The organism is Shewanella sp. JNE2, assembly GCF_023159115.1.
Taxonomy (GTDB): domain Bacteria; phylum Pseudomonadota; class Gammaproteobacteria; order Enterobacterales; family Shewanellaceae; genus Shewanella; species Shewanella putrefaciens.
In genome coordinates, this window is record NZ_CP096169.1 from 379912 (window position 1) to 394326 (window position 14415).

The following is a 14415-nucleotide window of genomic DNA, read 5'->3' on the forward strand; positions in this document are numbered from 1 at the left end:
AACACGGAGATCAGACAATGTTTGAGATCATGGATACTCACTCAGACGATGCGGTGATTAAAGTCATCGGCGTTGGCGGCGGCGGCGGTAACGCTGTCGAACATATGGTCAAACACAACATTGAAGGTGTTGAGTTTGTCGTTACCAACACAGACGCGCAGGCACTGCGTAAATCCAGTGCTGGCTCAACAATTCAATTAGGCCGTGATGTGACCAAAGGCCTAGGTGCAGGCGCGAACCCAGATGTGGGTCGTGCAGCAGCTGAAGAAGATCGCGAAAACATTCGTGCCGCAATTAAAGGTTCAGACATGATCTTTATCGCTGCGGGTATGGGTGGTGGTACGGGTACAGGTGCTGCGCCGGTCGTTGCACAAATCGCCCGTGAAGAAGGTATTCTGACCGTTGCGGTTGTGACTAAGCCTTTCCCCTTCGAAGGCAAAAAACGTATGGTTTATGCCGAGCAAGGTATTGCCGAGCTCGCTAAGCACGTGGACTCGCTAATTACGATCCCGAACGAAAAATTATTAAAAGTATTGGGCCGTGGCACTTCATTACTCGATGCATTTGCTGCTGCGAATAACGTGTTACTCGGAGCGGTGCAAGGTATTGCCGAGCTTATCACGCGTCCAGGTCTGATTAACGTCGACTTCGCCGATGTGAAGACTGTTATGTCTGAAATGGGTAATGCCATGATGGGTACAGGCGTTGCGCGTGGTGAAGATCGTGCTGAAGAAGCCGCTGAAGCTGCCGTTGCCAGCCCATTATTAGAAGATATCGACTTAGCCGGTGCCCGTGGTGTGTTAGTTAACATTACCGCAGGTATGGACATGAGCATCGAAGAATTCGAAACTGTCGGTAATCATGTTAAGGCTTATGCTTCTGACAATGCGACTGTGGTTGTGGGTGCGGTTATCGATCCTGAAATGAGCGACGAACTGCGTGTAACCGTTGTGGCTACTGGTATTGGCGCTGAAAAACGCCCTGATATCCAATTGGTTTCTAAACCTGCGCCGCGTCCAGAGCCTGTGGTTGTGGAACCAAAAGTTGAAGCTTATGTCGAAGAAGCAGTTCATGTAAACTATGCTGCACCGAAAGGTAACGTGTTACCAACGGCAGCACAGCCAGCACCGACTCCAGCACCCTCGACAAAGCATGAACTGGACTATCTTGATATTCCAGCATTTTTGCGTAAACAAGCTGATTAAAGACGGTATTTGAGTTCAGCGTGTATGTGGTGATATTGTTTGATTGAGCAATATCACAACATAGCTGCATTTGTATGACATGGTTAAGTTATGTTACCATGTCATACCAGTGTGGCCGTTTCGCCACTGCTGAGTGTGTAAATATTAAGCGCTATAATAGAAATTTAAACGGGTAACTGAATGATATTTCAAAGAACTGTTCAAAAAATGGTGAAAGCTACTGGGGTCGGATTACACTCTGGCAACAAGGTCACCTTGAGCATTATGCCCGCACCAGTTAATACAGGGATCGTACTTGTGCGTACCGACTTGAGTCCTGCTGTTGCTATTCCAGCGAAGGCAGAACAAGTTCGCGAAACCACGATGTGCACGGCTCTTGTTAATGACGAAGGTATTCGAATTTCAACTATTGAACATTTATTTGCAGCACTCGCGGGTTTAGGCATAGATAACGCCGTAATCGAAGTGGACGCGCCTGAAATTCCTATTATGGATGGCAGTGCGAGCCCATTTGTCTTCTTATTGCAGTCTGCTGGCATTAAAGAGCAGGCAGCACCTAAGAAGTACTTAAAGATTAAACGCCCTGTGCGCGTTGAAGATGGTGATAAATGGGCTGAGTTAAAACCGTTTAAAGGTTTTAGAGTTAATTTTAAAATTGACTTTGCTCATCCAGAGATCGCTCGTAGTCAACAGCATGTGGTGATGGACTTCTCAACCTCTGCATTTGTAAAAGAAATCAGTCGAGCCCGTACTTTTGGTTTTATGCGCGATATTGAGTATCTGCGTGCGAACAACCTTGCTTTAGGTGGCAGCATGGAAAATGCGGTTGTGCTTGATGAATACCGCGTCCTCAACCCCGATGGCCTGCGTTATGAGGATGAGTTTGTTAAGCACAAGATTTTAGATGCATTTGGTGATCTCTATGTCGCAGGACACGCGATTTTAGGTGAGTTCACGGCCTATAAAACGGGTCATGCGTTAAATAACCAATTAGTACGAGCATTGCTGGCACAACAAGATGCATGGGAATTGGTTAGCTTTGAAAAAGAAGCTGATGTTCCCGTCAGCTTTAGTGTACCTAGTGGCGCAGTATTTGCCTAAAAAGGGTTGATTTATTTATTACGGCTGGCCAATGAGGCCAGCCGTTTTAGTTTTTCACCCAGCGTTCCACTAATATTTTCCGCAAGTGTAGCAATATGTTCAGCGGCCGCAGGGCTCAGTTCTTTGTGCGCTTGTTTAGGCTTTGCATCATACATTGCTAATCTCGGGTTGACTTTAACCTCAATTGCGGTAAGGATTGTGAGCGTTTCTGCTTGAAGCTGTGCTAATAGCTTCGGCTTTTGGAAATTAATTCGTGCAGCCCAAGCCGCCGAAGTAGTTTCAATCACAAGAACACCTTGGCGGAAATTAGCGACTTTCAGCTGCTCCGCAACAGGACCTGCGACAATTTGCTTCACGTGCTGATCCAGGTATAAAAGTAGTTCCGCTTTCTCAGCGATGTCAGGTAATTTACCTGATTGATGTAGTAATTGGCTGAGATCTTGAGGGGGCTTTTTCATATGATAATAAGATGGCTGAATTAGGCTATGAGTGTAACAGTATTTATTCAAGGTCGGAATGGCGTCACACGCTGGCAACCCAGTAAACGTTGGTTGCTACTTCCTATATTATTGTTGGCAACGGGGACGGGTATTTATCAGCACAACTCTGCTCGATTTGAAGATCAGCAAGCCAGTGTGGATAATGATCGTCTCGTACGCGAACAACAAAAGAAACAAGTCTTAGAGCTAAAAAGTGCCACCGAGTCTCAACTAGCCATGCTAGCGACTCATGTTGCACGTATGCAAGCCAAAATCACCCGTCTCGAAGCTTTAGGCCAACAGGTTGCCCAACAGAATAAACTGGCTGAGGATTTTGATTTTTCCTCAGAAGTTGGTGTGGGTGGATTAAGCGAGTTAGGCACCAATATCGAGCTTGGTCAGCTTATCGATGATATGGATAAGTTGGCTTCACGAATTGACAACAATAATGTTCAACTTTCACTACTTGAAACTGTGTCATCTAACCACCATATAGATGATGAGCGTTATATATCAGGTATCCCACTCGATAAAGGTTGGTTATCGTCGCCTTATGGATTGCGTAATGATCCTTTTAATGGTCGCAGATCTGTGCACAAAGGAATTGATTTTACGGGTCGAGAAGGTGCTAAAGTCGTGGCGACTGCTGCTGGTGTGGTGACTTGGGCTGGGAATATGTTTGGTTATGGCGAATTAGTTGAAATTGATCATGGTAATGGTTTTCGAACTCGTTATGGCCATAATAAAGCTTTGTCAGTGACTGTAGGTGATGTAGTCGCAAAGGGCGATACTATCGCCAGTATGGGAAGCACTGGGCGCTCTACTGGTGCTCATGTGCATTATGAAGTGTTGCGTGGCGGACAACAGATAGATCCACAAAAGTTTGTCTACCGCAAAGCAAGTTAATTGAAACATTGGCTTCTAGTTTCCATCATGGACTTGGCCTACAGAGAATAAGTGATTCAGATGTTTGGTAAATTACTGACAAAAGTATTTGGTAGCCGTAATGATCGTACCCTTAAAGGGTTGCAAAAGGTCGTTATTAAAATTAATGCACTCGAAGCTGATTATGAAAAGTTAACCGATGAAGAGCTAAAAGCAAAAACGGCTGAGTTCCGTGAGCGATTAGCTGCAGGTGAAACTCTCGATGACATCATGGCAGAAGCGTTTGCTACAGTTCGTGAGGCATCCAAGCGTGTGTTTGAAATGCGTCACTTCGATGTGCAATTACTTGGTGGTATGGTGCTTGATAGCAACCGTATTGCTGAAATGCGTACGGGTGAAGGTAAAACCCTAACGGCAACCTTACCAGCTTATCTCAATGCGCTGACTGGCAAAGGTGTTCACGTGATCACTGTGAACGACTACTTAGCACGTCGTGATGCTGAGAATAACCGCCCATTATTTGAGTTTCTTGGTTTAACCGTTGGGATTAACGTCGCAGGTATTGGTCAGCAAGAAAAGAAAGCTGCTTATAATGCCGATATTACCTACGGTACTAACAATGAATTTGGTTTCGATTATCTGCGCGATAATATGGCATTTTCGCCACAGGATCGCGTACAACGCCCATTGCACTACGCCCTTATCGATGAAGTTGACTCAATTTTAATCGACGAAGCGCGTACGCCATTAATTATCTCTGGCGCCGCTGAAGATAGCTCTGAGTTATACACTAAGATTAATACCCTTATCCCAAATCTTATTCGTCAGGATAAAGAAGATTCCGAAGAGTATGTGGGAGAGGGCGATTACAGTATTGATGAAAAAGCCAAACAAGTGCATTTCACTGAGCGCGGTCAAGAGAAAGTAGAAAACTTGCTGATCGAGCGCGGTATGTTAGCAGAAGGTGACTCTCTCTATTCTGCTGCCAATATCTCTCTACTGCACCATGTTAATGCAGCACTACGGGCACATACACTATTTGAGCGTGATGTTGACTATATCGTTCAAGATGGCGAAGTAATTATCGTTGATGAACATACTGGCCGTACTATGCCAGGTCGTCGTTGGTCTGAAGGTTTACATCAAGCCGTAGAAGCCAAAGAAGGCGTGCATATTCAGAACGAAAACCAGACGTTAGCTTCAATCACTTTCCAGAACTACTTCCGTCAATACGAGAAGCTGGCAGGTATGACAGGTACAGCCGATACTGAAGCGTTCGAATTCCAGCACATTTATGGATTAGATACAGTCGTTGTACCAACCAACCGTCCAATGGTCCGTAAAGATATGGCCGACTTGGTTTACTTAACCGCCAATGAAAAGTATCAAGCCATTATTAAAGATATTAAAGATTGCCGCGAACGTGGTCAGCCAGTATTGGTGGGTACAGTATCAATCGAACAGTCTGAGCTATTAGCACGCTTAATGGTGCAGGAAAAGATCCCGCACCAAGTGCTTAACGCCAAGTTCCATGAAAAAGAAGCGGAAATTGTCGCGCAAGCAGGTCGTACTGGCGCCGTGACTATTGCTACTAACATGGCGGGTCGTGGTACTGACATCGTGCTCGGTGGCAACTGGAATATGGAAATAGATGCCCTCGATAATCCAACTCCAGAGCAAAAAGCCAAGATCAAAGCCGATTGGCAAGTGCGACATGATGCTGTCGTCGCTGCGGGCGGTTTGCATATTTTAGGTACTGAGCGTCACGAATCTCGCCGCATTGACAACCAATTACGTGGACGTGCGGGTCGTCAAGGTGACGCAGGTTCTTCACGTTTTTATTTATCTATGGAAGATAGCTTAATGCGTATCTTCGCCTCTGATCGTGTCTCTGGCATGATGAAAAAGCTGGGCATGGAAGAAGGCGAAGCCATCGAGCATCCATGGGTATCACGCGCAATCGAAAACGCACAACGTAAAGTTGAAGCGCGTAACTTCGATATCCGCAAGCAATTACTTGAGTTTGACGATGTAGCAAACGATCAACGTCAAGTGGTTTACGCTCAGCGTAACGAGTTAATGGATGCTGAAAGTATTGAAGATACTATTAAAAACATCCAAGACGATGTGATTGGCGCAGTTATAGATCAGTATATTCCACCGCAATCAGTAGAAGAGTTATGGGATGTTCCAGGTTTAGAGCAGCGCCTAAACCAAGAATTTATGCTTAAACTGCCAATTCAAGAATGGTTAGATAAAGAAGACGACTTACATGAAGAAAGTCTGCGTGAGCGTATTATCACCTCTTGGTCTGATGCTTATAAGGCGAAAGAAGAAATGGTCGGTGCCTCAGTACTGCGCCAATTCGAAAAAGCAGTGATGCTACAAACCCTCGATGGCTTGTGGAAAGAGCATTTAGCAGCAATGGATCATTTACGTCAAGGTATCCACTTACGTGGTTACGCGCAGAAGAATCCAAAGCAAGAGTATAAGCGTGAGTCATTCGAGCTGTTCCAACAATTGCTGAATACGCTGAAACATGACGTGATTAGCGTGTTGTCTAAAGTTCAAGTGCAAGCTCAGTCAGATGTTGAAGAAATGGAAGCGCGTCGTCGTGAAGAAGATGCTAAGATCCAACGCGACTATCAACATGCAGCCGCAGAAGCGTTAGTCGGTGGTGGTGATGAAGATGACGAATCTATCGCTGCACATACACCGATGATCCGTGACGGTGATAAAGTGGGTCGTAACGATCCTTGTCCATGCGGTTCAGGACGTAAGTATAAGCAATGCCATGGTAAGTTAAGCTAATCTGCTGCACGACTTACTGACATTACTTCTATCGAATAGATTGATTAGAACACTAAAGGCAACTTATCGAAGTTGCCTTTTTATTTTCCTTTAATAAACCTTACGTTTAATCTGATTGCATCTGGATTGTATTTTCTTACTCTTCTTTTATAGCGAATCGTTGTTATTCCCCATTGAACATAGTTTCACTCTTATCAATAGCCATTAAAGTAAACCTGTCGTGGTCGTAAATTTAACCGTTAAAAACCATTTTGTGGATAAGTCTGAGGATAAAGTGGGGGTATAGTGTGACTAACTGAAAGTATTAAAAAAAGATCTAATTTTCTCAAAAAAGCCCTTGCGGACTTGGTTAATCTCCCTATAATGCGCATCCACTGACAGGGCAGACAGCGAAACGCAAGTTAAGCAAAGAAAGCCAAGCAGTTCATCGGTTAGCAAGCTAAACGATGAGTGTTGAGAAAGTTGAAAAAACTACTTGACGCACTAACGGGAATGCGTAGAATACGCAGCCCTGACCCGCTGAAAACACTGAAGTGTGTAAGCGAATGGTCAACGCTCTTTAACAATATATCAAGCAAATCTGTGTGGACACTCACAGGTGTTGAGTTAATCGAAACTGCTTAGCCTTCGGGTTGGCAGTCAAAGAATTAATCAATGTAACAATGAGTGTTCATAGCAATATGTACATAATTTTGATTTCGCTTTTTAAAAGCGGAAACAAAAAATCAGAATTCATTGAGCCGCTGAAGTCGAAAGACGGAAGCAACAAAACTTTAATTGAAGAGTTTGATCATGGCTCAGATTGAACGCTGGCGGCAGGCCTAACACATGCAAGTCGAGCGGCAGCACAAGGGAGTTTACTTCTGAGGTGGCGAGCGGCGGACGGGTGAGTAATGCCTAGGGATCTGCCCAGTCGAGGGGGATAACAGTTGGAAACGACTGCTAATACCGCATACGCCCTACGGGGGAAAGGAGGGGACCTTCGGGCCTTCCGCGATTGGATGAACCTAGGTGGGATTAGCTAGTTGGTGAGGTAATGGCTCACCAAGGCGACGATCCCTAGCTGTTCTGAGAGGATGATCAGCCACACTGGGACTGAGACACGGCCCAGACTCCTACGGGAGGCAGCAGTGGGGAATATTGCACAATGGGGGAAACCCTGATGCAGCCATGCCGCGTGTGTGAAGAAGGCCTTCGGGTTGTAAAGCACTTTCAGTAGGGAGGAAAGGGTGAGTCTTAATACGGCTCATCTGTGACGTTACCTACAGAAGAAGGACCGGCTAACTCCGTGCCAGCAGCCGCGGTAATACGGAGGGTCCGAGCGTTAATCGGAATTACTGGGCGTAAAGCGTGCGCAGGCGGTTTGTTAAGCGAGATGTGAAAGCCCTGGGCTCAACCTAGGAATAGCATTTCGAACTGGCGAACTAGAGTCTTGTAGAGGGGGGTAGAATTCCAGGTGTAGCGGTGAAATGCGTAGAGATCTGGAGGAATACCGGTGGCGAAGGCGGCCCCCTGGACAAAGACTGACGCTCATGCACGAAAGCGTGGGGAGCAAACAGGATTAGATACCCTGGTAGTCCACGCCGTAAACGATGTCTACTCGGAGTTTGGTGTCTTGAACACTGGGCTCTCAAGCTAACGCATTAAGTAGACCGCCTGGGGAGTACGGCCGCAAGGTTAAAACTCAAATGAATTGACGGGGGCCCGCACAAGCGGTGGAGCATGTGGTTTAATTCGATGCAACGCGAAGAACCTTACCTACTCTTGACATCCACGGAATTGGCTAGAGATAGCTTAGTGCCTTCGGGAACCGTGAGACAGGTGCTGCATGGCTGTCGTCAGCTCGTGTTGTGAAATGTTGGGTTAAGTCCCGCAACGAGCGCAACCCCTATCCTTATTTGCCAGCACGTAATGGTGGGAACTCTAGGGAGACTGCCGGTGATAAACCGGAGGAAGGTGGGGACGACGTCAAGTCATCATGGCCCTTACGAGTAGGGCTACACACGTGCTACAATGGCGAGTACAGAGGGTTGCAAAGCCGCGAGGTGGAGCTAATCTCACAAAGCTCGTCGTAGTCCGGATTGGAGTCTGCAACTCGACTCCATGAAGTCGGAATCGCTAGTAATCGTGGATCAGAATGCCACGGTGAATACGTTCCCGGGCCTTGTACACACCGCCCGTCACACCATGGGAGTGGGCTGCAAAAGAAGTGGGTAGCTTAACCTTCGGGGGGGCGCTCACCACTTTGTGGTTCATGACTGGGGTGAAGTCGTAACAAGGTAGCCCTAGGGGAACCTGGGGCTGGATCACCTCCTTACCTATACGACTAACTCGATGCTTTTGAGTGTTCACACAGATTTGCTTGATAGAAGAAAGAGTAAAAGATGGGTCTGTAGCTCAGCTGGTTAGCACCCCAATCCCCTCATAAAGAGTAGGGTGAGGTCGGTGGTTCTAGATGGTTGTAGATTTATCAATAAGATGGGTCTGTAGCTTAACTGGTTAGCACCCCAATCCCCTCATAAAGAGTAGGGTGAGGTCGGTGGTTCTGGATGGTTGTAGATTTATCAATAAGATGGGTCTGTAGCTCAGCTGGTTAGAGCGCACCCCTGATAAGGGTGAGGTCGGTGGTTCAAGTCCACTCTGACCCACCAATCCTTCCTTCTCAGCGTTGGAAAGTGACTCGTTTAGTGAACTAAACGTCGCCACTGTCCGCCTTGATAAGAAATGATTGGCAAACCAATCCTTTAAGAGGTTTGGAACATCTTATTTACTCGCACTGCATGTAAATGGGGCTATAGCTCAGCTGGGAGAGCGCCTGCCTTGCACGCAGGAGGTCTGCGGTTCGATCCCGCATAGCTCCACCATTTACTGCATTATGGTTAGAGATGCCAAAGATAAACTTAAAAATTATCTTTGGCTTTTTTAAGCCCGCTCTTTAACAATTTGGAAAGCTGATAGTAATTAATGGCATGAGTCTGTCATGTGATTAATTACAAAAAGTTTAATGCGAAAGCATTGAACATTGAGTTCTCAAACACTTTATTAAGTGTCTTGAATATTCAAGTCTAAGGCGCGTCCACTTCTTTGGTCAGAAGTGAGACAAGTAAAACCAAGCTGGTCGCAATACAATTCGAGATGTGTTTTTTCTTATTTCGATAAGATAAGCGCAGCCAATCGCTTGTTAGGCAAGGCCGTAAGTTGAATGACGAATGAGTGTAGCAGCGCTACATGATTGAGGAATGAGACTTGCAACGCCGCATAACAAGAGGAGTGGCAAGCGAAAAAGAAACCTATCTGGGTTGTATGGTTAAGCGACTAAGCGTATACGGTGGATGCCTTGGCAGTCAGAGGCGATGAAGGACGTAGTAACTTGCGAAAAGCGTTGGCGAGCTAGTAACAAGCATTTGAGCTAACGATGTCCGAATGGGGGAACCCGGCCGCATAAGCGGTCATCATGTAGTGAATACATAGCTACATGAGGCGAACGAGGGGAACTGAAACATCTAAGTACCCTTAGGAAAAGAAATCAACCGAGATTCCCCTAGTAGCGGCGAGCGAACGGGGATTAGCCCTTAAGTCTATGGGGTGTTAGTGGAATGGTCTGGAAAGTCCAGCGGCACAGGGTGATAGCCCCGTACACGAAAACTAACCGTAGATGAAAACGAGTAAGGCGGGACACGTGACATCCTGTTTGAATATGGGGGGACCATCCTCCAAGGCTAAATACTCCTGACTGACCGATAGTGAACCAGTACCGTGAGGGAAAGGCGAAAAGAACCCCTGTGAGGGGAGTGAAATAGAACCTGAAACCGTATACGTACAAGCAGTGGGAGCGGTCCTTGAGACCGTGACTGCGTACCTTTTGTATAATGGGTCAGCGACTTACATTTTGTAGCGAGGTTAAGCGAATAGCGGAGCCGTAGGGAAACCGAGTGTTAACTGCGCGTTTAGTTGCAAGGTGTAGACCCGAAACCCGGTGATCTAGCCATGGGCAGGTTGAAGGTTGAGTAACATCAACTGGAGGACCGAACCGACTAATGTTGAAAAATTAGCGGATGACTTGTGGCTGGGGGTGAAAGGCCAATCAAACCGGGAGATATCTGGTTCTCCTCGAAAGCTATTTAGGTAGCGCCTCGAGCGAATACCATTGGGGGTAGAGCACTGTTAAGGCTAGGGGGTCATCCCGACTTACCAACCCTTTGCAAACTCCGAATACCAATGAGTACTACTCGGGAGACAGACGGCGGGTGCTAACGTCCGTCGTCAAAAGGGAAACAACCCAGACCGTCAGCTAAGGTCCCAAAGTGTATGTTAAGTGGGAAACGATGTGGGAAGGCTTAGACAGCTAGGATGTTGGCTTAGAAGCAGCCATCATTTAAAGAAAGCGTAATAGCTCACTAGTCGAGTCGGCCTGCGCGGAAGATGTAACGGGGCTAAACATACCACCGAAGCTACGGGTGCAGCCCATTAGGGTTGCGCGGTAGAGGAGCGTTCTGTAAGCCGTTGAAGGTGAAGGGGTAACCCACGCTGGAGGTATCAGAAGTGCGAATGCTGACATGAGTAACGATAAAGGGGGTGAAAAACCCCCTCGCCGAAAGACCAAGGGTTCCTGTCCAACGTTAATCGGGGCAGGGTGAGTCGACCCCTAAGGTGAGGCCGAAAGGCGTAATCGATGGGAAACAGATTAATATTTCTGTACTTCCGCTAACTGCGATGGAGAGACGGAGAAGGCTAGGCTAGCGCGGCGTTGGTAGTCCGCGTTTAAGGTGGTAGGTGGGTGACTTAGGCAAATCCGGGTTGCTATACACTGAGAGCTGATGACGAGGTCCTAAGGGACTGAAGTAGTTGATGCCATGCTTCCAGGAAAATCTTCTAAGCTTCAGGTTAGCGGGAATCGTACCCCAAACCGACACAGGTGGTCGGGTAGAGAATACCAAGGCGCTTGAGAGAACTCGGCTGAAGGAACTAGGCAAAATGGTACCGTAACTTCGGGAGAAGGTACGCTCCTGTTGGTGATGAGACTTGCTCTCTAAGCTGACGGGAGTCGCAGATACCAGGTGGCTGCAACTGTTTATCAAAAACACAGCACTGTGCAAACTCGCAAGAGGAAGTATACGGTGTGACGCCTGCCCGGTGCCGGAAGGTTAATTGATTGGGTTATCGCAAGAGAAGCTCATGATCGAAGCCCCGGTAAACGGCGGCCGTAACTATAACGGTCCTAAGGTAGCGAAATTCCTTGTCGGGTAAGTTCCGACCTGCACGAATGGCGTAATGATGGCCACGCTGTCTCCAGCCGAGACTCAGTGAAGTTGAAATTGCGGTGAAGATGCCGTATACCCGCGGCTAGACGGAAAGACCCCGTGAACCTTTACTATAGCTTGGCACTGAACATTGAACCTACATGTGTAGGATAGGTGGGAGACTATGAAGTTGGGACGCTAGTCCTGATGGAGTCGTCCTTGAAATACCACCCTTGTAGTTTTGATGTTCTAACCTAGACCCCTAATCGGGGTTAGGGACAGTGCCTGGTGGGTAGTTTGACTGGGGCGGTCTCCTCCCAAAGAGTAACGGAGGAGCACGAAGGTTGGCTAAGTACGGTCGGACATCGTACGGTTAGTGCAATGGCATAAGCCAGCTTAACTGCGAGACATACACGTCGAGCAGGTACGAAAGTAGGTCATAGTGATCCGGTGGTTCTGAATGGAAGGGCCATCGCTCAACGGATAAAAGGTACTCCGGGGATAACAGGCTGATACCGCCCAAGAGTTCATATCGACGGCGGTGTTTGGCACCTCGATGTCGGCTCATCACATCCTGGGGCTGAAGTCGGTCCCAAGGGTATGGCTGTTCGCCATTTAAAGTGGTACGCGAGCTGGGTTCAGAACGTCGTGAGACAGTTCGGTCCCTATCTGCCGTGGGCGTTGGATGATTGAGGGGAGTTGCTCCTAGTACGAGAGGACCGGAGTGAACGAACCGCTGGTGTTCGGGTTGTCATGCCAATGGCATTGCCCGGTAGCTACGTTCGGAATCGATAACCGCTGAAAGCATCTAAGCGGGAAGCGAGCCCCAAGATGAGTCATCCCTTGGACTATAAGTCCACTAAAGAGCCGTTCGAGACTAGGACGTTGATAGGCATGGTGTGTAAGCGTTGTGAGGCGTTGAGCTAACATGTACTAATGACTCGAGAGGCTTAACCATACAACCCAGATGGGTTTTACAAAGAAGCCTTAGACAGAATATAAACACTTAATAAAGTGTGGTCATAAAATGCTCCTGCATTTATGACACACAGTACATCCGTGTACTTGAACTCAAAAAACAATCAGCTTTCCGAATTATTAAATAAGGTACAGCAGGTCCTAGGTTCTAGTTCCTAGAAGCGCAAAGCGCGCCCTGATACCTTGTTTAAACCGAATATGCTTGGTGACAATAGCATTGTGGAACCACCTGATCCCATCCCGAACTCAGAAGTGAAACGCAATCGCGCCGATGGTAGTGTGGGGTCTCCCCATGTGAGAGTAGGTCATCGCCAAGCGCCTAATTATCTTGTAAAGATGTAACAAAGCTAGCTGAATAAGCTGGCTTTTTTGCGTCTGTGATTTGTTAGATTACGTCTAGTTTGCTCTCAATTCGCGAGTTATCTGTAAGCGTCCAGCGATCTACGCTTCTAGATTGGTATAACACTAATTTCTCAATAGGTTACGGGCTATAGATTTGATTTTGTGCTCTCTTTTAAATTGGCCCAATAACTTGCCAGAATAGCGCCTGACAGGTTATGCCATATAGAAAAAATAGCGCTGGGGATGGCTGAGATTGGGCTAAAGAATTTGATACATAAAGCAGTGGCGAGACCGGAGTTTTGTAGGCCAACTTCGATGGAGATAGTTTTACAAACAGTGTGGTTAAAGCCTAATAAACGGCAACAGAAATAGCCTAAGGCGAGACCAAGGCCATTATGTAAGAACACGGCCAGTAGAATAAACGGGCCAACTTTATCAAACTGATTGGCATTTAACGCTACGATAATGGTTATCGCCATCACAATTGCCAAGATAGAAATCAATGGCAATGCAGGAGCGACTTTAGCCACCAGCGATTTAAAAAAATGATTGATAATCACGCCAACGCTGACAGGGATTAGCACCATTTTCACTAAACTCAGCAGCATATCTGCGAAGGGTATATCGATCATTTCGCCAACCAACAGCTTAATAATCAGTGGTGTTAACACCACGCCCGCTAATGTTGACAATGCCGTCATGGTTATCGATAAAGCCACATCCCCTTTTGCTAAGTAACAGACCACATTAGAGGCGGTGCCACCTGCAACGCTACCTACTAACACCATGCCTATGGTGAGATCTCTGTCTAATCCTAATAAAAAACTTATCAGTAGTGCACTTAGTGGCATCACAGAGAATTGTAATATAAGCCCCGTGACTACGGCACGTTTCTGTTTGAATGCATTAGTAAAATCCTGCAGATTTAGGGTAAGCCCCATAGATAACATAATCATCATCAGCAGGGGAACTATGGAGGATCTAAGATCAGTAAACCAATGTGGCATCAGATATGCCACGAATGCCCCTAATAGTGCAAGTAGTGGGAAGAATCTGTTCATATTAGATAGCATAGTAAGCCTTTAAAAATAATAAGTTATTTTTATTGTGCTGGATAATGACAGTCCACTTACCGATAGACAAGGGCAAATCAGATACGGATATATGGTTGAATAAATTATTTTCAGTATTTCGACTGACGTCTGGTTTTAACTATTCAAAACTTCTACCAATTTTGTGAAAGCGGCTTTGCGATAAATGTATTTAAGATTACTAAAACATGAGCTGCTTAACAAAAAAACCGTGATTTCCTTGTTAGGAAACCGTAACTTATAACCAGTTCACGTTTTATCTTTTTCATACAGGGTAGTCTAA

Annotated in this window: 6 protein-coding genes, 2 tRNA genes and 3 rRNA genes; 9 read left to right on the forward strand and 2 right to left on the reverse strand. The window is 46.6% G+C overall.

Annotated features, from left to right (window positions below; all coding sequences use genetic code 11):
* Positions 1 to 17: 17 nt before the first annotated feature.
* Positions 18 to 1205 (forward strand): cell division protein FtsZ, encoded by a 1188-nt coding sequence (ftsZ, locus tag MZ182_RS01815; RefSeq protein ID WP_011787787.1) that lies wholly within the window; start codon positions 18 to 20, stop codon positions 1203 to 1205.
* A gap of 180 nt (positions 1206 to 1385) precedes the next feature.
* Positions 1386 to 2306 (forward strand): UDP-3-O-acyl-N-acetylglucosamine deacetylase, encoded by a 921-nt coding sequence (lpxC, locus tag MZ182_RS01820; protein ID WP_011787788.1) that lies wholly within the window; start codon positions 1386 to 1388, stop codon positions 2304 to 2306.
* Between the two features lie 11 nt (positions 2307 to 2317).
* Here lpxC and MZ182_RS01825 read toward each other — a convergent pair whose 3' ends face one another.
* Complete coding sequence (locus MZ182_RS01825; protein ID WP_248069062.1) at positions 2318 to 2764, reverse strand: DUF721 domain-containing protein; 447 nt, start codon at positions 2762 to 2764, stop codon at positions 2318 to 2320.
* A 27-nt stretch (positions 2765 to 2791) separates the two neighbouring features.
* On the opposite strand from MZ182_RS01825, the gene MZ182_RS01830 reads away from it, so the two are divergent.
* From MZ182_RS01830 to rrf, 7 genes are all read left to right on the forward strand, one after another.
* On the forward strand, positions 2792 to 3691 hold the full coding sequence (locus tag MZ182_RS01830; RefSeq protein WP_025008066.1) for a M23 family metallopeptidase: 900 nt from the start codon (positions 2792 to 2794) through the stop codon (positions 3689 to 3691).
* Positions 3692 to 3751: 60 nt separating this feature from the next.
* Entirely contained in the window at positions 3752 to 6481 is a 2730-nt protein-coding gene (gene secA, locus MZ182_RS01835; RefSeq protein WP_011787791.1) for a preprotein translocase subunit SecA, read from the forward strand.
* A 774-nt stretch (positions 6482 to 7255) separates the two neighbouring features.
* Positions 7256 to 8798: ribosomal RNA gene (locus MZ182_RS01840) — 16S ribosomal RNA — on the forward strand.
* A 257-nt stretch (positions 8799 to 9055) separates the two neighbouring features.
* Positions 9056 to 9132: transfer RNA gene (locus tag MZ182_RS01845), tRNA-Ile, on the forward strand.
* 137 nt (positions 9133 to 9269) lie between these two features.
* Positions 9270 to 9345, forward strand: a tRNA-Ala gene (locus tag MZ182_RS01850).
* A gap of 441 nt (positions 9346 to 9786) precedes the next feature.
* Positions 9787 to 12679, forward strand: a 23S ribosomal RNA gene (locus MZ182_RS01855).
* A 221-nt stretch (positions 12680 to 12900) separates the two neighbouring features.
* A 5S ribosomal RNA gene (rrf, locus tag MZ182_RS01860) occupies positions 12901 to 13016 on the forward strand.
* Together the 16S, 23S and 5S rRNA genes with 2 tRNA genes alongside form the textbook arrangement of a ribosomal RNA operon.
* A 171-nt stretch (positions 13017 to 13187) precedes the next feature.
* Here the strand turns inward: rrf and MZ182_RS01865 are convergent.
* Positions 13188 to 14114, reverse strand: coding sequence for a bile acid:sodium symporter family protein (locus MZ182_RS01865; protein WP_011920064.1), 927 nt, complete (start codon positions 14112 to 14114; stop codon positions 13188 to 13190).
* Positions 14115 to 14415: the final 301 nt, after the last annotated feature.